Here is a 20,320-nt window from a genome sequence, read left to right as displayed (position 1 = left end):
CAGAATCTTTACATATTCTAAACATTATATACAATCGTATTTATATTTATTTGTTATGATAAATGTATAAACAATATAAAAGGATGATTGAGATTGAAAGAACAACATACTGTACAGATCAATATTCTACTTACAAGCGATGTACATGGAACCGTTTATCCCCTTCATTACCGAAATAACGAAGCAGCAGAAATTGGATTAGCGAAAATTGCAACACGTATCCAACAGGAGCGTTCGCAGCATGAACATGTCATCGTAATTGACAACGGTGACTTCATTCAAGGGACACCGTTTACTTACCACTATGCCACTTACGAAAGCGATAAAGATCATCCGATGACAATACTTGCTAACTACATTCACTATAATGCAGCCATTATTGGAAATCACGAGTTTAATTACGGAATGGACATACTAAATAAAGCAGTCTCACATGCTAATATGCCTTATCTCTGTGCAAATATTTTAGATAAAAGGACAAAAAAAACTTATTTTGGGAAGCCTTATATGATCAAGCATATCGAACCAAATATAAAAATCGCTATTTTAGGAGTTACAACACATTACATTCCAAATTGGGAGCAACCACATCATATTCAAGATTTACAATTTGAAGACGCATTAGAAACAACAAAAAAATGGGTTTCTTTTATTCATAATCAAGAAGCACCTGATGTATTAGTTGTAGCTTATCACGGTGGATTTGAAAGAGATTTACAGTCCGGCGAGCCAACGGAAGCTTTAACAGGGGAAAATCAAGGTTTTGCTATGTGTCATGAAATAGAGGGAATCGATATCTTACTAACTGGTCATCAACACCGCTTCATCGAAAACGAAACAATAAATGGTGTAACTGTGTTACAACCTGGATGTAATGGCCATTCATTAGGGAAAGTTCAAATAGAATTGGAACAAAATAATAGTCGATGGATCATCAAAACATGTCGTTCTGAACTACTATCTGTAGAAGGTGTTCCAGCAGACAATACATTACTTTCACTCGTATCTGACTATGAAGAGCGAACGCAAAAATGGCTCGATCAACCAATTGGTACAATTATTGGTGATATGAAAATTCATGATCCGATGCAAGTTCGGTTACAGGATCATCCTTTTATCGAATTTATCAATACAGTACAAATGGACGTAGCTGAAGTTGATATTTCTTGTACAAGTTTATTTCACAATGCGTCTCCCGGATTCCCAAATGAGATTACAATGCGCGATATTGTTTCTAATTACATTTATCCAAACACATTAAAAGTCATTCGCATTACAGGACAAGATATTCTGGAAGCGCTTGAACGATCTGCTGAATATTTCTCATTGAATGAAAACGGAGATATTATTGTAAACCCTGCCTATATTAAGCCAAAGCCACAACATTATAATTATGATATGTGGGAAGGTATTTCATACATACTAAACATTTCAAAACCAATTGGGAAAAGAGTTGTTTCCTTACATTACAATGGAGAGCCTCTTTCGCTTACGGATGAGTATGATGTTGTTATGAATAACTACCGGGCAAGCGGTGGCGGGAACTACTTTATGTATCAAAATAAACCGGTTATAAAAGACATACCGACTGATATGTCTGAAATCATTGCAAACTATATATTGGAAAGAAAAACGGTGGAAGCAACTCTCAATCATAACTGGATGGTAATAAAATGAAGAGCAAAAGAAACTACACCACTATATATTTCTATGAAAATAAAAAAGATGGGCTTGTCCCATCTTTTAATTTAGCTTTGCATTATTTTGCTTTTTTAACGCTTTTAATTTCGCCGGGGTAATATCTTTCCCCTCTTCATTCACAATTTTAATTCCTTTTAATTCGTTTAACATGTTTTGACGAAACCCTTTTAAATATTGTTCACGGAGCGATTGACGTTCCCGTTGTTCTTCTTCAGTTAAACCTTCATTCTTCGCTTTCTTCGCTAAGAAGTTAATACGTTCAATGAGTTCGTGACTTAGCATCTCGAATCCCCTTTCTACTAAAAACTGATTATTATCATACAATAGTTAGTCTTGTTTATCAAGCAATTGCTTCGTATATTCCACATACCTGCGATGCACGGTAGCTTTAGAAACATCATATCCAAATCCGCGAAGTGTTGCGGCAATCTCTTCAAAAGTTAATTCATTACGGCGCAAACGAACAATCTCCTCAATCGGCACTTCTTTTTTCTCACGCCCCGTACTCAAATGTCGGTTTTTCAAATTTTTCTCCGGTCGAAATCCTCTTTCTACCGCCCTTTTCATGCCACGTTTGATCTTTAAGTTATGAATTTTTCTTTGATACTCTTCAACGATACCAATAATGTCAAGTACCATTGAATCAGAATCAGACAGCTGCAACTCACCGTTATGTGTATGCGTATATACTTTTACTCCTTCTTTATGTAAGCAATGCATTAAAGCAATCTTCGCATTTCCTCTGCCAAGCCTTGTTTCATCTTGAATAAGAAGTACCTCAATTTGATCCTCTCTTATCATGTCTAATATTTCCAATATTCCTTCACGCTCAATTGTATAACCACTTGCTTGTTCTTCAACCACCTTTATAACATTCATTTGATATCGCTCAGCTAAATGCAACAATTCATCTTTTTGACGTGCCAATGATGTTTCTTGCGCTTCTTTCGTTGTACTTACACGAGCATAAATGATTGCATTCATTTGAAACCCTCTTCCTCTTTTTGATTTTTTATTAGTTTAGCATAAATCCTCCATATATTCGAACTTATGTTTGTAGAATGTTTTTTCACATGGTATACTTATGAATAAGAAAAACGAAAGAAAACGAGGTGTTAAAAAATGGAAAAGTTAACGAAACGCCAGCAAGACATTCTCGACTTCATTAAACTGAAAGTACAGGAAAAAGGTTACCCGCCTTCCGTACGTGAAATTGGTCAAGCAGTCGGCCTTGCTTCTAGTTCTACAGTGCACGGACATTTATCACGTCTAGAAGAGAAAGGATATATTCGACGCGATCCAACGAAACCGAGAGCGATTGAAATTTTAGGAGAAGAAAGAATCGAAACAGGCACACAATCTGTTGTTCAAGTACCAATTGTCGGAAAAGTTACAGCTGGTTTACCGATTACAGCTATAGAAAGTGTGGAAGAACATTTTCCACTCCCTGCAAGTATCGTTGCTGGAGCTGATCAAGTATTCATGCTGCGAATATCTGGAGATAGTATGATTGAAGCTGGTATTTTTGATGGAGATTTAGTTGTTGTTCGTCAGCAACATTCTGCAAACAATGGTGAGATTGTCGTCGCTCTAACAGAAGATAATGAAGCAACTGTTAAACGTTTTTATAAAGAAAAAGATCACTTCCGTCTACAACCAGAAAACTCTTCTTTAGAACCAATTATTTTAAATAAAGTTTCTGTTATCGGAAAAGTAATTGGTGTATATCGTGATTTACATTAAAAAATAGACCAAAATGGTCTATTTTTTAATGTACTTTAATTATACCATCGTCCATAGCTGTTTTCCTCTCAATTTGCACACCGTCATTTCTCAATGTGACTTCTCTAGCACCTTCCTTAAAAATCTGTACTTTGCATGAACAGTCACGTTTTAACGTTCTTTCCTTTCCATTTATAAAACGAAAATGATTTTCATTTGTCTATGTTTCATTCACTTGAATGCTAACATCCCCCGCAGCTGTTTTTCCCGTGATTTTCACACTACCATCGCCAAATGTGACATTCCTGTCCTCTGTTTGAAAAATCTCCACTTCTCCCGCGTACGTCTTACCGCTCACAACTGCATTCTGAGGCTTCTCAAGTAAACGAATGTCTATGTCCCCCGCTTCTGAACTTGCTTCTAAATCGTACTTTGCATCATGACCCATAACCTCTACATCTCCCGCAGCTGTTTTTGCAACGACTTTACCGCTCGTTCTTTTCATTTTTACTTCTCCTGCTTTTGAAGAACCTTCTACTGTTTTTGCTGTCACTCGATCCATTTCAACATCTCCACCAAGCGTTAAGGCTTCTACACGTTCACTCTTCACGTCACTTACTGTAAGATCACCGGCAGAGGACCTTATTTTTATTTTTTGATAAGAGCGCTCCGGAACAACAATTGTTAGCTCTGACGTTTCAATTCTAGAAAATAAAAATGAAACGTCAAATGAAAATCCTTCTTTCATTTTTCCTTTTACTTTTAATGTATCTCCTTCTTCATTAACACTCACTCTTTGTTTTTCGATATCCCCTGACTGTTTCACATAGAAAGAAGAGTTACTTCCTTTTTGAATCACAATATCCCCAGCATCTAAATCAATTTCTACATTTTTAATTACCTCACTTTTTATAACCTTTTCCGTTTCTTTCTGCTCCGCCGCATCTACCATCTTCGAATATGTTTGTGATATACCAATAATACCAACTACAATACAAACAATGGCTACCAACATTATTTTTTTCATCTTATTTTTCCCCTCTAATCATTTTGAGATTCCAATTGACATAGCGTATACAAAGATTTTTAAACCATTTTGTACAGTAGTAAGCACCGATACATACTAACAATCCAACCCCAAAAAGTGTAATGGAAACAAATATATCAAGCCATAAAAAAGTGCCAGTTAGTATCTTAATCACGACTAGGAATGGTGCTATAACGGAGGAAATCCCTCCAATCCACAGTGAGAATATAAAACTTATCATTGCGATTAAAGGTCCTAATACAATAATGAAGTTTAATAAACTAAGCCCAACTACCGACGTAACAGCTCTTGTTATATTTGATGCAGACGGATCTTTTTTCATCTCATCAAAACGATATAAAGCTAACATCTCTTTTGCAATCGCTTTTGGCGAGCCAAGTCCCTTTATAATTTCTGCTTCTGCCTTCCCTTCCTCTAACCCAAATCGAAAATGTTCCTCATAGTCATATAAAATATCTCTTCTTTCTTCTTCTGGTAGCTTTCTAAGATGTGTTGATAATTCCTGAAGAAATTGCTCTTGATTCATATCATTACACCCCTTCAATAATTTCCTGTACCCCTTTAGCGAAATCACGCCATTCCGTTACAAGTAAATGTAGTTGTTCTTCTCCTAGATTTGTTAATTGATAATATTTACGCGGCGGCCCTTCCGTTGATTCTTTTAAATACGTTTGAAAATATCCCTCTTTTGTTAATCGGCGTAACAACGGATAAACGGAACCTTCTGATATTAAAAATTTATTAGAAATCTCTTGAACAAGTTCATATCCGTAACAATCTTTTCTTTTAACAAGCGCCAGTACACAAAGCTCCAGCACACCTTTCTTAAACTGGACGTTCAAGGACAATCCTCCTTTTTATCAGTACTACTTAATGCAAGGTACTTGCATTAACCATAATATACCATTTACTATTATTTATTACAAGGTACTGTTGACTATTTTACAGGAATGTTGCATAACCACTATTATGGGTCGAAAAAACACCTCAAAAAAAAAAAACGATAATTCCTTAATGAAGGACTTACCGTTTTTCACTAAAATATTATTCGTAACTGTATATTAAAAAACTTATGTTTTGAGAAGCTCCTGATAAGTATATTTCTTACTATATATCGTTCATACTGGTATCCCCCTCATCCCATCGACTGTTGCATCTGTTTTTGCTTCAACCTTTCTTCTAACACATAAATCATAAATAAGAAATGCTCCGCCTCCCTTACAACATGATCCGCTAATAGCGGATTAATTACATTTCGAATTTGACATGTTTGAATAAGTTCCAATCCTGCTTTTTTGAAATTTCTCAATTCAACTGTAGCGTTTTCACTATCTTTATTCATTTTTCCGATAATCGGGTATGTTGGTTGTTTCTGATATAACATTGATTCTACATCTCTAGCTTGACTAAGAAGAACTTCGAAATCATCACCAAATTTTAAAGCAGTATGAACTAAATTTCGTTCTGATTGATCAAGTAATGAGGCAATAAAACGAGAATGTTCCATCATAATTCTTAACCAAAATACATTTTCACTAATGATCGCATCTTGAATTGGATCCATTTTCCCTTCATTAAATTTCTGAAGTGTTCGTATAAAATACTCTGCTTCTCGCGCAATATGATCTACTAATAACGGAAAGTTAAACCCACTTACTTTACAATTAATAATTAAAATTAAAAGATTTCTTTTATAATTACGAAATGCATAAACGAGCTGGATACTTTCTTCATTTAATTGCCTGACTGCTTGAACAGTTTGAGGGATAGAAAACGCTTTTTGTAAATGTCGATCAAAAAGATGAAAAAATTGATCCACCTGTTGAATTAAGTTAGTGTCTTTTCGGTTAAATCCTTCACCAAGAAAAAGTGCGTGCTCCTTCATAATCCTTAGCCAAAAGCGATTTTCAGTTAACGATCTCTCAATAAATAATTGCTCTGTTAATGATTCAGAAGGTGCAGCTTTCAATTCTGGCGGAAGTAACATCGCCCTCTGCGTATCCATAACAAAATGACCAGGAATCGATTGTTGTTCCCCGTTCGTCATAAAAATTCCCCCCTATCCCCTAAAAACACCATTCCGACATGATATATATGAAAGGTTATGATTTCCTATACCTTTCAACATCCACTTAAAAACTTCCAAATATATTGTTTTAAAATGTTCACACCTCAGCGAGCTTTCCTTAACTATTTATTACCCGGAGCAGGCTGGTCTACTCCTCTAATACGATGCTTATGACCATTATCTTCTGTTGTATAAAAATCATAATAATGAACATGCATTCCATTTCCAACTGGAATCGCCGGCCCTGAGTACGCTTTATAGTAATGAGTATGCCCATCCTCAAATACAACATAACCTTCTGTATAATGTACATGTCCATCCTGCGTTTGAATCGGGGGAGAAGATACATCTAAACATTGATGTACATGCCCTGCATCTACAGATGTATAATCTACAGACCCATGATTATGATTCGGTACAAATCCAGAAACAAAATCAGCCTTCCCTACCCTGTTCACCCCACTCACTCCTTGTCTATAGAAATAAATTCTATACATGTATATGTTTAAAATTAAAATTCATACCTTGAAGTTCCGGTACTTACTAAAGATTGATTTTGCGCATATGGAGGGCTAGTCCTTCCCATACGCAAAATTTCATAACTTACGCTTTAAGTTCTTCAAATTGCGCGACTTAAGAAGCGGTCCATTGCTTTTTCGTTTCGGAACTGTTCTTTCTTCATGTTCTTACCTCTTTTTCCTTAATAACAAACAAGACGCCACCCAGATTACGGCAGCGTCTATGAGAATTGCTATTGGTTTAATCATTAACAAGTATATCCGGCCCCTTCTTCAACATGTACGAGAAACCCGAAATAAATACGACACTAAATATAATAATAGAAGACCACATATTAAAATGATATTCTTTACCTGCAACTAAATTATAAATGTTATGGACCAAGAAATTAGCACCTATAATCATTCCACCTAATATTGAACTAATTAATATGCTCATGAAATAAAACTTGAGCTTCTGAAACATTTTCCATCTACCCCTTTTCTAAACAAAACTTGATTTAAGCTATTTTAGAAAATTATACCATTTATTTTCCGGGTATTATTAAACCTATAGTTTAATTAAGGTTATTTTAAGAAAGCATTACCTATTCAAATGTCCATTTTGTTCAATCACACTAATCGTCTTAACGATTAGAGGAACTCATGGTATATGAGCTATTACAGAACAACACAATTATTCACATATTAACATATCTGTTCCACTACACTGTACTAAACTCACATAAAAATATATAAGGTTTATATTATTTTGTTATGTAATTCCTATATAACAAAGAAAAAGCATCCATTATGGATACTTAATATATAAGCAAAGAAATCTATACCTTTCTGTTGATGCGCATTATAATCATTACAGAAAGTTGAAAGGAGGTAGTAACGATTTCGAGTAGGGAAGTAATTAAGAAATAAAAAAGGAAGAATGGTTTCTCGTGAACATTGAAGGCAGCCACCATCAGTTCAAACATCCTTCCAAGGTTGGCAGAGTGACTGTGAAACATTCCAAAACGCACACTTCGCTCAATCTATAAGCAAGCGGGTTGGCTATCCCACCCTCGATTCCCTAATTATATAAGAAATCGTTGCAAAAACAAATTATGAAAAAAGACTATTACGTTTATCCCGCTATTCTTGAAAAGTCTGCAGATGGTTACGGTATTTACTTTCCAGACCTTCCTGGTTGCGCTTCTCATGCAGATACACAAGAAGATGCTTTAAAGGAAGGTAGAGAAGCGTTAGGACTTCATTTATCTGGTATGGAAGAAGATAACGATTCGATTCCAAACCCTACACCAATTGAACATATAAAATTAGAACAAGGTGAATATGCTGTTTTAATTGATGTTTGGATGCCACCATTAAGAAGAAAAGATAAAACAGTTTATAAAGTGAAACTTTAATCAGTGGGGGTTTTCTTCATCCCCCACTGATTATTAGTTGAACCAATCGGGCTGTTACGGGCAGTAAGACTCCCACCTATCTTCCTTGCTTCTCACTGAATCTTGAGGTGGGAGTCTTACTGCCCGTTAATGCGGGATAAACGAAAAAATGTAACACTTCCTTCTTGGTTGGAAGAATATGCATCTAAACAAGATGTTAACTTCTCTGAAATACTTGTAGAAGCTTTAGAACAACATTTGGGTTTAAAGGATAAAAAGAATACACCATAAAGGACGCCATATCTCAATAAAAAGTGCACCCCAATTGTTAGACACAATTGGGGTGCACTTCAATTAGAGCCGGTATTTTTTATTTTACTTGTATATATTCTTTACTAGCTATAATAGGGAAGCAGAACGTCTTTTAGTAAGGGTAAACGTTCTTCTTTCGCTGTAAACTCCCTTAACTTTCTTTAGCTACAATTCCTCCACCATTTCCATCCATATTAGAAGATCACCAAGTATCGCTTATATTTAACATTAAATCTGGTCTTGCAGGAGCTCCACCATCACCAACATTACTTGCTTGTTGTGTACTTAAAGAAAGATTCAAACCAAATGATAAAATTCCTGCAATTACTAATCCTTTTATTATTATGCCCTTTTTTTTCATTATTTCAATGCTCCTTTTTCTAAATATTTTTTCCGCGCTTGATTATTGATGTAAAAATACTTACTTGCCTTTGAGTCATTTTCTTCTTTGTAAAATTGCAAAGCCAATATCTCGCTATATTCTTGAATACAATCCCATAAACCTTCTCTTTCAAAATATGAAATTCCTTCTAAAATTACAGGTTCTAGTAATGCACTAGAAACATTTTTATTCATTTCTTTCAAAATCATAAAACGCTGTTGAAACTCCTTATTCTTCAACTTATTACATATATTTAAACCTTTTTCAATTAGTTCAGCTGCAATGTTTGTTTCACCTAATTTATAGTGTTCACGTGCTAATACAAAAATAGCTTTAAAGTGGTTTGGATTACCCTTTATTACTTCTAAAAGATGACGAATAGCTGAGCTAGAAAGATTCTGATTCGCATATAACCATCCTAAATTGTGACGAACCATTAGAATAAACCTTTCAATACCTGATTTTTTAAATACATCTAGTGCTAAAGTAAAATTTTCTTCGGCTTGTTCATATTGCTTCAAATCTAAACATGACATTCCATATATATTGTTACACAAAGCAATATTTACTTCATACCCTATATGTTTTATATACTCTTCTTTTGCTGCACGTGCATAGTTAATCGATAGTAAAGGCTCATACGACTGATAGTAAAAATATGCAATTCTATAATTAAATTCAGCCTGTTCTATTGGATGAGACATATATTTTAATAATTCTTCAGCTTGTTCAAAATGCTTTTTTGAATCATTGTAATTTGAAATGAACATTAAATGAATACCCTTGAATAAATGATAATAGTATGTTAAATGTGCATCATTAGGAATCGATAAAGAATCAATCTTATCAAACTCATCATAAGAAACATTCATGCTATCCATTAATACTTTATGCCTAAAATTTAATAATGAATAGTAAAACCATATGTTTTGATCTTCTTCGATATGATTAATTTTAGAATCAATTTCTTCTTTTAATAATTTTGATTGAACAAAATCCTGTTTTAACATTGATTGGTACCAAGCGTCTAATGAATGCCTGATTTGTTCCTTGGTTATTATATGTGCGCTCATAACAAGCCATCCCCCTTATCCTATCTTGATTCGACTAAATATAATATAATTCTTCATAATTCTTCAATCCCGAACAAAAAACCTCCTATCAAAACTTGATAAACAAAAAACAAAGAAAATAATTAGCAGTGTTTGGATGGGGATATTTTTATTTGATATTGCTGCACCTCTTACTTTCAATGCCAGGAAGCAAAAGCTGCTGAAAGTGGAAATAAAGCGGAACTACTTACACCACAAAAAATTTTAGAATTACGAGAGTTACAGAGAACATTCAAGAATATGGTATTACAGAGGAGGATATTGCCAATGGGATTCAAGCTGAACTACCATAGTGATCATTACAGCTAGAAACTCAACACCAAATAAAAACATTAGGTATTAAATCCCAATCTGCAAAAGTAGCAGCTAAGCAAATGTTGGAAAACCTTAATAGAATAGGTAGAGTTGCTTGGGATAGAAGTGTAAGACAATACGTTGACAAATGCCAATTTCATGGAATAAAAAGAAAGCACTAAAAGGATATTTAAGTTATACTGTAGTTGTAAAAACTCTTAATATTGTTATCGGCTTTAGTGGTACCATTACAACTGCAATATCAACACAACTCAAAAAGATAGGTTATCCTGCATGGTTAGCAAATATGGCTACAAGGGCAATTGTAACACTACTATTTTAATTGTCTTTGATAGAAAGGATATGCATATATGAAAAAAATTCTTCAAAACGCAATTGCATTCTTTGGGATATATACTGTACTTCATATTATAATAGGTCTTGATTTTAATCCCACTATTAGTATAGTGACTAAGATTTTTCAAGTTTTACTAGCAACTTGCTTATTAATTTATGTTATTAAATTTACAAAAACCAAAGAATGATTACAGAAGAAAAGCTAAAATTCACTCCTAACTTCTTTTTATAACCTGAACTGCACCCCGAATCGCGGACACTTAAAAAAAGTCCATGATTCGGAGTTTTTGTGTATCTTTATGAGCAAACTTCGTTATAACGGAGACAACAATATAAGTGAGGTACGGAACATGAGTAGAATGATTTTTCATGAACTACAAAGGAAACAACTAGAAAAACTGAAATTTTATAACCATCATATTACTCTTCTATACTATTTATACGGTTAATAGTATTTTGCAAAGTATCTTTCCTTACCTAGATTAAAGCGTTCTTTTCTTTCTCTAATACTTTCTCAGAAACAAACCCTTTATCATAGTTAATTGAACTTGTTATGAATTCCCTAAAAGAATTCTCTTTTTCTTATCTCATTCAATATCTGATTAACTATCAGCGTTAAATTTAATGAACCATCAATAACTATGTCAGAATTAGGCTTTACGTTATTTATCATTTCTAAATATGCCACTCTTCCATTGGATAAATAATGTATTAAATCCTCTTGTACATCCTCGATTGAACTTTTAGTAAAATCCCTTAGTATCCGTCTAGCCATTGCAATATCTAAAGGAGTGTCGATGTATACAGCTAAATCAATGTACTTTTGCATTCCCTTGTTTAAATAGGCAAACGGATAATCCAGTAAGATATAATCTAGATGTGAAGTTTGATGATGAAGGAGAGTGTGGACATCTTTCATGAAGGGTGTTATTATCCATTCATTATAGTTCGCCCCATTATCAATCCATTGACAAATATCATTTGGGCATTTATCAAATTCATATTCATCAAAATATAAAGCTATAGAGTTCCTTAATTTTTCAGTTAATTTTTTAGTGACAGTGGTTTTTCCTCCGCCAGAAACAGCCGCAATGGATATTACTTTTGTTTTATGCTTCATAATAAACCTCCCATATTTTACATGCATCAAAATAAATATAACTCGCATACCACTTGCTAATCTATATCCTAATTTTAGAGGTGTCTTAGCACTCCCCTCCACACTCCTATTCCCTTTTTCTATTAAATGAAATTTTTATTAAACGTATGCAAACTCTTCTCATAATTAAAGCAGTAACCTTTTATAACTCTGAAATATTTAACTGTATATATTTCAAAGTTATATTGATTCTATGTTCCAGATATTGTATTTTTAAAAATAGTAATAGCTTAATTGATTTAAAAGGAGGCTTATTTATGCCGATTATTCAAACAAATAATGGTAACTTTCATTATGAATCTTTCGGACAAGGACAACCAATCCTTTTTTTACACGGAAGTGGAGCATCTTGGAAAATGTGGAAGCCACAAATCGAGTCATTTTCTGATGAATACCAAATGATTCTTCTTGATTATCGAGGCCATGGTGAATCAATAAAAACCTTCCCAAACAATGTATATGATTATGACTTAATCGTATCTGATATCATTTCATTTTTAAATGCACTGGGACTCTCACAACTTCATATCATTGGCGTTTCACAAGGCGCTGTTCTTGCAACATTAGTAGCCATTCATCATCCTTCCTATATAAAAAAATTAGTCATTTCGAATAGCTATAGTGAATTTCCAACTAAAACTTCTGAGTGGGTACTTCAACTTTCAAATTTCATTTTTAGTCTATTACCATATTCAACGATTATTAATTTAATGATGAAAATATACAAAAATGAACCCTACACACAACAAATACTTCGCGAATCATTTTCTATAGACAAAAAAATGTTATTAATGATGAAAACAGCAAAATTCCCAGTTCACACTTCACTATTACATCGCATTCAATCTCCCACTTTAATTTTATCTGGAGCTGGAGAGGTTGTATCAGGCGTTGATGAAGGAAAAGCAGGAAAAACAATTCACAAATATATACCAAATAGTACGCTCGCTTTATTTCAAGATGCATTCGATCCATTGAATGTAATGAAAAAAGATATCTTTAATGAAATGGTTCTTGACTTTCTTAAAGACTCTCCTCTGCATGAGTATACGAATGTTTTATATGGATGATTTTCTACCTGTATATCTTCTTTCCCTTTTTAATGCTAGGAGAAATCCTAGCTTTCTTTGTAAAATAGCATTCTTGTTATAAATTTATCTTTTTCGTTTCCTTACATCGAAACTCTTATATATGGTAAAATATAGTAAAGATGCATTTTAAGGAGGTTTTAATATGCCACACGAAGTTTGGTTTCCTATACTCCTAGCGATATTCGTCGTATTTTTCCTTGATAAAGAGGAAAAACACAAACAATAACTTTATCTCTTTGTTCCAGCTTAAATATATGTACGCAATATTTAAGTTGGTATTTTTTCAAATAGCGATTTTGTTTAGTTTTCTAATCTTTTGCCTACCTTACATTCATAAATTGATATGTAACGAAATACATAGTTACAATAATTTATTATTAGGAAGTGTAATTATGTCATTTGCGGCATGGAGTACAATTTTTTACGACTTTCATCGGGGTATATTCGGTACGAACTCTTCTAGAAATAAGTGCAAAAATACCAACTAAAAACCGAATAATAAAAATGAATACCTATTTCAGTGACAGCTGATACGCCCTTGACATTTCAGCTGTCATTTTTTATTTCAATAAGGATTTTATTACATATCACCAGTTCCTTCATCCAATTCAATACCTGCATTTAATTCTTTTGTTGTGAATTCCTCTCTGCACTTGAGACACTTCCATTTTGTAAGGTTCTTTTCAACTAAGTCCATCTTATTACAATCTGGGCACATCCGATCTCTCATATAATCACCGGCTCTCTTTCAAATAATTATTTGCTTAAATTCACCTTAATTCACATCAAATTTTCTTAACATTCAAATTAAAAACTGTATAATATAATGAAACGATTTGTATGGGAGGTGATTTTTATGAGATGGAAACAAAAATACGATCCAAAATATCTCTTTTACCGCATGTATAGTTATATTTATAAAGTCATTGATGATATATCATGGTCCATAAAATAATTTAGGGTGTTATGGGACAGCTCCTTTCTATTGAACAATATGCCCTTTCAAGTCATCTGTCGCACTACCTGCTACTTCGATTTTTAAATTTGTTAAATTATCACAAGGTATATTTCCAATACTTATTAATGTATTACCTTCCACTTTACAAAAGGTCTATTTTGTTACAATTTTAATTAAACGACTTACTATAAATCCCCCTTCTATTTGGAGAGCGGCTAGCTTTTGCTAGCTGTTTTGTTATACATGTCTGGAAATTGTTTGATACTATTATTCTTTCAAGAATATATATTTTTATAAAGTGAAACTTTAATCAGTGGGGGTTTTCTTCATCCCCCACTGATTATTAGTTGAACCAATCAGGCTGTTACGGGCAGTTGATCTCCTACCTATCTTCCTTGCTTCTTTCTGCATCTTGAGGTGGGAGTCTTACTACCCGTTAATGCGGGATAAATTCTTATCTCTTAAAACAAATCAAAATCTATTAAAACATCTAATACTAGGTCTTCAAACAAGCGCTTTGCTTCAAATTACATATACTATCATGAATCTATTACGAAAGGAGGTTGATATTTTTATGAAAGACCGTTGCTATCGAACTGAATACTGCGTTTGTAAAAAAATAAAGTCATGTTCTTGCTCTAAACGTCATTGTAAGTTTCCTCCAATTGCATTTCCTTGTCCTACTTCTAAAACTCCTTTTATCCCTTGTCCTAAGCCCCATCATAAACCTTGTTCATCTTCATGTTGTAAACGCAAATGCTAAACTAAAATAAAGATTTTGTTTAGTTTTCTAACCTTTCTCCTACTTTGTATCAAAAAATTAATATATAATAAAATAAATAGTTACAACATTTTATCATTAGGAGGGGGATTTATGTCATTCGCAGCATGGAGTATAATTTTACCGACTTTAATCGGAGCAATGTCCGGATTAATTTTTGGTACAAGCTCTTCTCAAAATGAGAGCAAAAATCCAAATTAAAAACTTAATAATAAGATTCAATAACTACTTCATTGATAGCTGATATGTCCTTGGCATTTCAGCTATCAATCTCCTTCGTTGCGATAGGTAAAACTTTGAAGTTATCTCCATCTTTCCCCCGCTTAACACTGTACGTGCGGCTTTCATTCCTATTTCGTGATACACACTTATAAGGAAACGTGTCGCACAAATAACTATTTTATTAAAAATCTTTAATAAGCTAACCCTTACAGTTTTGTAATATTAATGTCACTAAAATCAATTTTTTCACTATACACTCTTTACTATAATTTTCTATATACATAAACAAGGAGAGAGTTATATGCAAAAATTATTAGTTATATCTGTATTATTCGTACTGTTTTCTAGCTTTGCTATTGGATGCGAAAGATCACCTACTATAAATAGAATGGGAACAGAACAATACTATGTACAAATTACAAACAACGGTGAGGTAAAAGGGAACCAACGATTCTATACTTTACCTACTTATAATAAGGATGGGGTAGAAAAAACAGTTACATTTGGAAGTGTAAAACCCAAAAATAAACCCCTTAAAGAAAATGCCTTCATACGCCTTTATATCGATCAAAAAGATAATAACAATACAGAGATCAATCACAAAGAGATAAAATCCTACGAAGAAGTTCAAAAAGATGATTTACCTTCAAAAGTAAAAGAAAGATTTCATATTAAATAGTAGACGAACTCGAAAAGCAGGCGTTACAAAAGAAACGATTTTAACACCTCGTGAAGCGTATACACGTATTGAACAAACGGTTCATCGAGCGAATCCTTATAAATAGATCGCAAAAGCGATACAAGAACATAAGACATGTCCCAATCTTTTGAACCATCAATTTCATCAGGTAGAACCGGAACAAAAGATGGTCCGATATTACGTATTTAATTTATAGGAGAGGGAAAAACATCGTGTATATGGTAGTCACCATTATTTCAAACATCCAGCAACAGGGAAGAAGATTCCAGTTCCACATCCCCATAAAGATTTAGGCGTTGGACTTACACAAGAAATCTTGAAACAAGCATGGCTGAAATAGCCCTCTGCTTATAAAATGAACTATAATAAATATTATATATTAATTTCAAATTCATAAAACTAATGGAGGAAACACAAGTAAAAAAGATTATTATGCATTCTTGATTACAACTTGAAGCTGGTGTGAGCATGAAGTATTTATTAGAACGTCTTGGTCATGACAGTGTACAGATAACATTCGATGTTTATTCACACATCAGCAAAAAATAGATAGAGATGCAATGAATCAATTTGAGGAACATATGCAAAACACCCTTGAATAATTTTATTGTGGGCATTTTGTGGGCAATATCAAAAAAGCAGTACAATTAAAACCGACCGCCCACAACAAAAAAAGCCCGATACCGTAGTATCAAGGCTTCTCCCTCTTAATAAAGAGTCATATATTGATCGCGTTCCCATTGGTGAACTTGCGTGCGGAATATATCCTCTGAAATCATCAAGTTTTAAATCGCGCCAAAAACGTTGATTTATCAAGGTTTTATAAAAGTGATGTTTCATAGTGATTCATCACTTTTTTTAATTTTGTGGGTGAATTGTGGGTGGGTTTGTGGGTGGATAAACTTTACTAAACATATTACAAAATCTATAATCAAATTCATTTAATTTTAAAACATTAAATAAAAAAAGCCATACCTATAAACAGGTACAGCTAAATTATTGCTAGTGTCTATTCACATTATATATTCTAATTAACCACATCTGCAAGGGTTATATTTTGATCGACTGTTAATGTAATGTTGTAATCTTTCCAAAACACATCATTATTACTTGTAATTATTTTCCCATGCTTTAAAGATTCTTTAATTTCGTTTCTAAATCGACTAAACCCCAAATATTTATATCGATTTAACCTTGGTGGCAGACTTTCAATACTGGCTAGATTCTCTAAAAATGAGTCTGGGATAAAACATTCGTAGCTGTTCTTTTTCAACTCCGTTATATCTCCATTTTCAATCCTAATTGTAATTAGAAAATCTTCATAAAAGACAATACTTAGTTCACCATAATCTTGTTTCAAAAAGAAACTAGTATTTATCATTTTTTTAATAGTTTTCTCAATGCTCTTCAAAAAAATTCTTTCATAATCAACAATTGCAGAGGATCTTATTGCATACTCCATCATTCATCCCCTCTTTTTATTTTTTTAGTTTCTTCAGTACATTCCTTCTTACCTTAGTAGTATCGATTTCTAAGTGATCGGCCAGTTTTTCATCAAGTGCTTCTTCCATAACCTCTTCTATATCATCTTTTTCAATCACTAATTTATCTGTTATCAATATTCTATGCAAACCTTCCATAAAAATGTTTCTAGCATTATTTAGTTGTTGATAGTTTTTCCTATACTCAGCATGTAAGTATGTTAATACTTCAATAGGTAAAAAAATAGGCCTTGTATCATAACCACTAGGGAGCTTCTTATAAAAATGAGCCGCCATTGTTTCATAATTATTTTTGTCAAAGTTATTAGAGATAAATATATGAGCACTCAATTGCTTTTTATTACTATATTTAGTAATGTGCCTAATTTGATTTAGCATCTCAACATAATCTAAAGCCTTTCTCTGTTCACCTTTAGATAAATCATACCCTTTAGTATTCTTATTCAATTTACAATCATATGAAAAGACATATTGATGTTGTTTATCTTCTCCCCCTTCTGAAACTTTATAAGACAAAGCAAAAATCCCTTCTGGTACTTCTTTCCCAGTCATTTTACTTCCCCATTTATCTGCATTTGGAAATATATCCTTGAGAATATTAAATACATCATCCTCAAAATCGGAAGGTGAATATGCTTTCCCTATTAATTGTGGTTCTGGTAAATTATCAAGCATTTCTAGTGATTTTGCTGCAATACTTGATAAATAAGATTTAGCTCGATATTTTATAGATTCATAAATACCCTCAAAAAATTCCTCTGGCTCTTCCATGTTATACACTCGTCCAAAGTTAATTGGAAATATACAATTATTATTATACTTTTCTATATTTTTTTCGAGAATTCCCACAAATACTATAACTGTAGGAGTTAATGAACGATTTATTTTTTCAAGTACCCTATTTGGAATAGCTCCTTGATGAATAAGGATTTGCAAGGATTCATTTGTTTGTTCATTATCTAAATTAATAAATTTATACTTATTTTTATAGTACTCTTTCTCTGTATCTTTATTTAACTCCCAGTCAGTTTTATTACAAAAAGTTTTAACTAATTTTTTAACAAAATTTCTCACCTCTTGTATCGAAATTTTCACAGTACTATATCCATCTCTTCTTAATTTAGGATTTCCACAACTTGGACATTCAGGTAAAATAATTTTTGTTGTCTCTGTGTAATCACAATTTGGATTTTCACAAGAAATAGTTATTTCAGATTCTTCAAAAATAACTTTATCTTCCATTAATCTCTTGAAAATTTCTTGTTCTATGTCTGTAAAATCTTTATTCGATGAAAGTGTCATCAAATAATCTGTCACGTCAGCTTTTCCAACTGTAAATTTAGTATTTGATATTAATTTGTTCAACGGGATTCCGAATTTACACAAAAACTTTTCTTGTATTTCAGCTTTTACTATTGGTTCAATCCCACTATCATCTATAGAAAATATGATATTCCCATCTTCTAATACCGTTGACCTAATAGTTCTACTTACTTTAGTGGTCTTAAATGAAATACTTTCTATATCTTTAAGACTTTCTAAATCAATACATTCACGTGTATAAGCATCTTTAATAGAAAGAAAAATATCACCATTTTTTAATTCAAATGTTAAACCTGGTGAGTTAATTAAAGGACTACTTCTAAAAACAATCTTGTTAACCATAAAATCTGAAACTTCTTTATTTTGAGGTGGAATTCCCTCTAAAATAGCACCTTTAACCTCTTCTGGCTCATATTTAGTAAATAATTCTGGCTTAATCTCAGTTAAAGATGTATCAAATGTTTTTTCTATGTAATTTTTAATGCCCTCTTTTTCTCTTTGAAATTTCGATCTGATTTCTAAAAGTCCTGCTGTAACATCAATTTGAAACATAATTGAAACCACTTCTTTATTCCTAAATGCTTCATCAAAATCAGGCTTTGATGCATCATTTACCTGTCTATATAGCATTACTACAATCTTATTTTTTTCTAATTCTGCAAATGAAAATACTCTATATTTATTCTCCTGGTTTGAATTAGCATACATATGATTCACAAAATCTGTTGCATACTCTGTAGGTATCTTATAAACCTTATTAAACCCTATTGTTTTATTTAATGAAAATTGAGTACCCGTTCCTTTACTATCCCAATTATGCCAAGCATAAATTTGAATGATATGGATATGATTTTTATTCAATAACTGAAATAATTGACATATTTGAGATTGTCTAAAAATTGTCTCGAAATTTTCATCAATTGCTACAGAATTATAGTATCTAATAACACTCTTTTTCTTTCTATTTAAAAAATCTCTTAGTATAACAACCTCTTTTTGAGATTCAAATGGAACACTATTAAAACAGTTCACTTGTTCCATTTTTCTTGTATCTTTTAACTCCACATTAAAAAGTGTTGCTAATTCTTTTAACTCATTAAGAGTCACATTATTCAACAAACTTTTAAATCTAATCTCTATTTGCTCTACTGATAATTCATTAATTAAATCAATTGAAACCCCCACCGCTCTCCATAATCTTTCATTATCTTTACAGGAATTCTTAAAAGTTTCATTTATTGACACTAGCCTTCACCCTTTTTCTTTTTTATTTTTATTTTCAACTTTTTCAAAGGGTTAATCAATACTTTTTCCATTTATTTCATAGAATTTAATCGCACTTTCATTGTAACAGAACGAATGTTCTTGTTCAATTTTAAATTTCGACAAATAAAATAGCTATATATGGGCATTTACTCTAAATTTATTTGCCACAAATGGTATCAAAAAAAAAACTGACTATAATATTAGTCAGTTTTTTTCTTCATCTGTTCTTTCCTATTTAAAATATCCTTTTTAAAAAACAGCCTATCTCGAACCATTTCTTTAATCGGCACTAACGTCCCCGACTTCACCAACTTATTTAAATTCTGCCTCGAGCATTCTAAAATCTCCAGTGCCTCTGAAGTATTCACTATTTCGTCATTTACGAATTTTATTAGTTCTTCCTTAGTTTCAAAGTTATACATTTT

23 protein-coding genes and 2 pseudogenes are annotated in these 20,320 nt (G+C 32.6%); 10 read left to right on the top strand and 15 right to left on the bottom strand.

Features of this window, described 5'->3' with window-relative positions; genetic code table 11:
- The first annotated feature begins 93 nt into the window (after positions 1–93).
- On the top strand, positions 94–1,677 hold the full coding sequence (locus MR063_RS19045) for a bifunctional metallophosphatase/5'-nucleotidase (protein WP_242200780.1): 1,584 nt from the start codon (positions 94–96) through the stop codon (positions 1,675–1,677).
- Between the two features lie 66 nt (positions 1,678–1,743).
- On the opposite strand, the gene MR063_RS19040 is transcribed toward MR063_RS19045, so the two are convergent.
- Both MR063_RS19040 and MR063_RS19035 read right to left on the bottom strand, forming a co-directional pair.
- Positions 1,744–1,983, bottom strand: coding sequence for a DUF896 domain-containing protein (locus MR063_RS19040; RefSeq protein ID WP_242143471.1), 240 nt, complete (start codon positions 1,981–1,983; stop codon positions 1,744–1,746).
- 45 nt (positions 1,984–2,028) lie between these two features.
- Positions 2,029–2,685, bottom strand: a complete 657-nt coding sequence (locus tag MR063_RS19035; RefSeq protein WP_242200777.1) for a YneB family resolvase-like protein — start codon at positions 2,683–2,685, stop codon at positions 2,029–2,031.
- A 138-nt stretch (positions 2,686–2,823) separates the two neighbouring features.
- Between MR063_RS19035 and lexA the strand changes: the two genes are divergently transcribed.
- Positions 2,824–3,444, top strand: coding sequence for a transcriptional repressor LexA (lexA, locus tag MR063_RS19030; protein ID WP_242200775.1), 621 nt, complete (start codon positions 2,824–2,826; stop codon positions 3,442–3,444).
- 199 nt (positions 3,445–3,643) lie between these two features.
- Here the strand turns inward: lexA and MR063_RS19025 are convergent, their stop codons facing one another.
- The 6 genes from MR063_RS19025 to MR063_RS19000 all read right to left on the bottom strand — a co-directional run bounded on the left by MR063_RS19025 (position 3,644) and on the right by MR063_RS19000 (position 7,523).
- Positions 3,644–4,450: a DUF4097 family beta strand repeat-containing protein gene (locus tag MR063_RS19025; RefSeq protein WP_242200772.1), complete on the bottom strand. Its 807-nt coding sequence runs from the start codon at positions 4,448–4,450 to the stop codon at positions 3,644–3,646.
- 1 nt (position 4,451) lies between these two features.
- The gene (locus MR063_RS19020; protein WP_242200770.1) at positions 4,452–4,997 is read right to left on the bottom strand and encodes a DUF1700 domain-containing protein; all 546 of its coding nucleotides are present in this window, start codon (positions 4,995–4,997) and stop codon (positions 4,452–4,454) included.
- Positions 4,998–5,001: 4 nt separating this feature from the next.
- On the bottom strand, positions 5,002–5,313 hold the full coding sequence (locus MR063_RS19015; protein WP_242200768.1) for a PadR family transcriptional regulator: 312 nt from the start codon (positions 5,311–5,313) through the stop codon (positions 5,002–5,004).
- A gap of 293 nt (positions 5,314–5,606) precedes the next feature.
- Complete coding sequence (locus MR063_RS19010; RefSeq protein WP_242200765.1) at positions 5,607–6,518, bottom strand: DUF2935 domain-containing protein; 912 nt, start codon at positions 6,516–6,518, stop codon at positions 5,607–5,609.
- A gap of 143 nt (positions 6,519–6,661) precedes the next feature.
- On the bottom strand, positions 6,662–6,997 hold the full coding sequence (locus tag MR063_RS19005; protein WP_242143478.1) for a YmaF family protein: 336 nt from the start codon (positions 6,995–6,997) through the stop codon (positions 6,662–6,664).
- 301 nt (positions 6,998–7,298) lie between these two features.
- The gene (locus MR063_RS19000) at positions 7,299–7,523 is read right to left on the bottom strand and encodes a hypothetical protein (RefSeq protein ID WP_242200763.1); all 225 of its coding nucleotides are present in this window, start codon (positions 7,521–7,523) and stop codon (positions 7,299–7,301) included.
- 466 nt (positions 7,524–7,989) lie between these two features.
- Here MR063_RS19000 and MR063_RS22240 point away from each other — a divergent pair, with 466 nt between their 5' ends.
- The 3 genes from MR063_RS22240 to MR063_RS18985 all read left to right on the top strand — a co-directional run bounded on the left by MR063_RS22240 (position 7,990) and on the right by MR063_RS18985 (position 8,727).
- Positions 7,990–8,088, top strand: a complete 99-nt coding sequence (locus tag MR063_RS22240) for a type II toxin-antitoxin system HicA family toxin (protein ID WP_396021862.1) — start codon at positions 7,990–7,992, stop codon at positions 8,086–8,088.
- A 51-nt stretch (positions 8,089–8,139) separates the two neighbouring features.
- The gene (locus tag MR063_RS18990) at positions 8,140–8,457 is read left to right on the top strand and encodes a type II toxin-antitoxin system HicB family antitoxin (protein ID WP_242200761.1); all 318 of its coding nucleotides are present in this window, start codon (positions 8,140–8,142) and stop codon (positions 8,455–8,457) included.
- A gap of 129 nt (positions 8,458–8,586) precedes the next feature.
- Positions 8,587–8,727 (top strand): hypothetical protein, encoded by a 141-nt coding sequence (locus MR063_RS18985; protein ID WP_242200758.1) that lies wholly within the window; start codon positions 8,587–8,589, stop codon positions 8,725–8,727.
- A 223-nt stretch (positions 8,728–8,950) separates the two neighbouring features.
- On the opposite strand, the gene MR063_RS18980 is transcribed toward MR063_RS18985, so the two are convergent.
- A complete protein-coding gene (locus MR063_RS18980; RefSeq protein ID WP_242200755.1) occupies positions 8,951–9,109 on the bottom strand; it encodes a Phr family secreted Rap phosphatase inhibitor in 159 nt (52 codons plus the stop codon).
- Entirely contained in the window at positions 9,109–10,203 is a 1,095-nt protein-coding gene (locus MR063_RS18975; RefSeq protein WP_242200753.1) for a Rap family tetratricopeptide repeat protein, read from the bottom strand. Before MR063_RS18975 ends, MR063_RS18980 begins: the two co-directional genes overlap by 1 nt.
- A gap of 481 nt (positions 10,204–10,684) precedes the next feature.
- Here MR063_RS18975 and MR063_RS18970 point away from each other — a divergent pair, with 481 nt between their 5' ends.
- On the top strand, positions 10,685–10,879 hold the full coding sequence (locus MR063_RS18970; protein WP_242200752.1) for a hypothetical protein: 195 nt from the start codon (positions 10,685–10,687) through the stop codon (positions 10,877–10,879).
- Between the two features lie 576 nt (positions 10,880–11,455).
- On the opposite strand, the gene MR063_RS18965 is transcribed toward MR063_RS18970, so the two are convergent.
- Positions 11,456–12,013 (bottom strand): nucleoside/nucleotide kinase family protein, encoded by a 558-nt coding sequence (locus tag MR063_RS18965; RefSeq protein ID WP_242200750.1) that lies wholly within the window; start codon positions 12,011–12,013, stop codon positions 11,456–11,458.
- A gap of 296 nt (positions 12,014–12,309) precedes the next feature.
- On the opposite strand from MR063_RS18965, the gene MR063_RS18960 reads away from it, so the two are divergent.
- On the top strand, positions 12,310–13,122 hold the full coding sequence (locus MR063_RS18960; RefSeq protein WP_242200748.1) for an alpha/beta fold hydrolase: 813 nt from the start codon (positions 12,310–12,312) through the stop codon (positions 13,120–13,122).
- A gap of 601 nt (positions 13,123–13,723) precedes the next feature.
- On the opposite strand, the gene MR063_RS18955 is transcribed toward MR063_RS18960, so the two are convergent.
- Entirely contained in the window at positions 13,724–13,873 is a 150-nt protein-coding gene (locus MR063_RS18955) for a hypothetical protein (protein WP_242200746.1), read from the bottom strand.
- A 1,532-nt stretch (positions 13,874–15,405) separates the two neighbouring features.
- Between MR063_RS18955 and MR063_RS18950 the strand changes: the two genes are divergently transcribed.
- The 3 genes and pseudogenes from MR063_RS18950 to MR063_RS22235 all read left to right on the top strand — a co-directional run.
- Positions 15,406–15,783: a YxeA family protein gene (locus MR063_RS18950; protein ID WP_242200744.1), complete on the top strand. Its 378-nt coding sequence runs from the start codon at positions 15,406–15,408 to the stop codon at positions 15,781–15,783.
- A gap of 238 nt (positions 15,784–16,021) precedes the next feature.
- Positions 16,022–16,144, top strand: a pseudogene (locus tag MR063_RS21885) (type II toxin-antitoxin system HicA family toxin); the annotation flags it as partial.
- 104 nt (positions 16,145–16,248) lie between these two features.
- Positions 16,249–16,406 (top strand): annotated as a pseudogene (locus MR063_RS22235) (site-specific integrase); the annotation flags it as partial.
- 425 nt (positions 16,407–16,831) lie between these two features.
- Here the strand turns inward: MR063_RS22235 and MR063_RS18940 are convergent.
- The 3 genes from MR063_RS18940 to MR063_RS18930 form a co-directional block, all read right to left on the bottom strand.
- Positions 16,832–17,266 carry a hypothetical protein gene (locus tag MR063_RS18940; RefSeq protein WP_242200742.1) on the bottom strand — a complete coding sequence of 145 codons (435 nt, stop codon included), beginning with the start codon at positions 17,264–17,266 and terminating at the stop codon, positions 16,832–16,834.
- Positions 17,267–17,282: 16 nt separating this feature from the next.
- Complete coding sequence (locus MR063_RS18935; RefSeq protein WP_242200740.1) at positions 17,283–19,874, bottom strand: hypothetical protein; 2,592 nt, start codon at positions 19,872–19,874, stop codon at positions 17,283–17,285.
- Between the two features lie 221 nt (positions 19,875–20,095).
- Positions 20,096–20,317 (bottom strand): DNA-binding protein, encoded by a 222-nt coding sequence (locus MR063_RS18930; protein ID WP_098435166.1) that lies wholly within the window; start codon positions 20,315–20,317, stop codon positions 20,096–20,098.
- Positions 20,318–20,320 lie beyond the last annotated feature (3 nt).

The organism is Bacillus cereus group sp. BfR-BA-01492, from assembly GCF_022662815.1.
GTDB lineage: Bacteria > Bacillota > Bacilli > Bacillales > Bacillaceae_G > Bacillus_A > Bacillus_A cereus_BD.
The sequence above is the reverse complement of the archived record's forward strand: the minus strand, read 5'-3'. Positions and strand labels throughout refer to the sequence as shown.

Bases quoted from the DNA above. Each gene is read 5' to 3' on its own strand.
- MR063_RS19040 (WP_242143471.1), bottom strand. From the start codon at position 1,983: ATGCTAAGTCACGAACTCATTGAACGTATTAACTTCTTAGCGAAGAAA.
- MR063_RS19035 (WP_242200777.1), bottom strand. From the start codon at position 2,685: ATGAATGCAATCATTTATGCTCGTGTAAGTACAACGAAAGAAGCGCAA.
- lexA (WP_242200775.1), top strand. From the start codon at position 2,824: ATGGAAAAGTTAACGAAACGCCAGCAAGACATTCTCGACTTCATTAAA.
- MR063_RS19025 (WP_242200772.1), bottom strand. From the start codon at position 4,450: ATGAAAAAAATAATGTTGGTAGCCATTGTTTGTATTGTAGTTGGTATT.
- MR063_RS19020 (WP_242200770.1), bottom strand. From the start codon at position 4,997: ATGAATCAAGAGCAATTTCTTCAGGAATTATCAACACATCTTAGAAAG.
- MR063_RS19010 (WP_242200765.1), bottom strand. From the start codon at position 6,518: ATGACGAACGGGGAACAACAATCGATTCCTGGTCATTTTGTTATGGAT.
- MR063_RS19000 (WP_242200763.1), bottom strand. From the start codon at position 7,523: ATGTTTCAGAAGCTCAAGTTTTATTTCATGAGCATATTAATTAGTTCA.
- MR063_RS18985 (WP_242200758.1), top strand. From the start codon at position 8,587: ATGCGGGATAAACGAAAAAATGTAACACTTCCTTCTTGGTTGGAAGAA.
- MR063_RS18980 (WP_242200755.1), bottom strand. From the start codon at position 9,109: ATGAAAAAAAAGGGCATAATAATAAAAGGATTAGTAATTGCAGGAATT.
- MR063_RS18975 (WP_242200753.1), bottom strand. From the start codon at position 10,203: ATGAGCGCACATATAATAACCAAGGAACAAATCAGGCATTCATTAGAC.
- MR063_RS18970 (WP_242200752.1), top strand. From the start codon at position 10,685: ATGCCAATTTCATGGAATAAAAAGAAAGCACTAAAAGGATATTTAAGT.
- MR063_RS18965 (WP_242200750.1), bottom strand. From the start codon at position 12,013: ATGAAGCATAAAACAAAAGTAATATCCATTGCGGCTGTTTCTGGCGGA.
- MR063_RS18960 (WP_242200748.1), top strand. From the start codon at position 12,310: ATGCCGATTATTCAAACAAATAATGGTAACTTTCATTATGAATCTTTC.
- MR063_RS18955 (WP_242200746.1), bottom strand. From the start codon at position 13,873: ATGAGAGATCGGATGTGCCCAGATTGTAATAAGATGGACTTAGTTGAA.
- MR063_RS18950 (WP_242200744.1), top strand. From the start codon at position 15,406: ATGCAAAAATTATTAGTTATATCTGTATTATTCGTACTGTTTTCTAGC.
- MR063_RS18940 (WP_242200742.1), bottom strand. From the start codon at position 17,266: ATGGAGTATGCAATAAGATCCTCTGCAATTGTTGATTATGAAAGAATT.
- MR063_RS18930 (WP_098435166.1), bottom strand. From the start codon at position 20,317: ATGTATAACTTTGAAACTAAGGAAGAACTAATAAAATTCGTAAATGAC.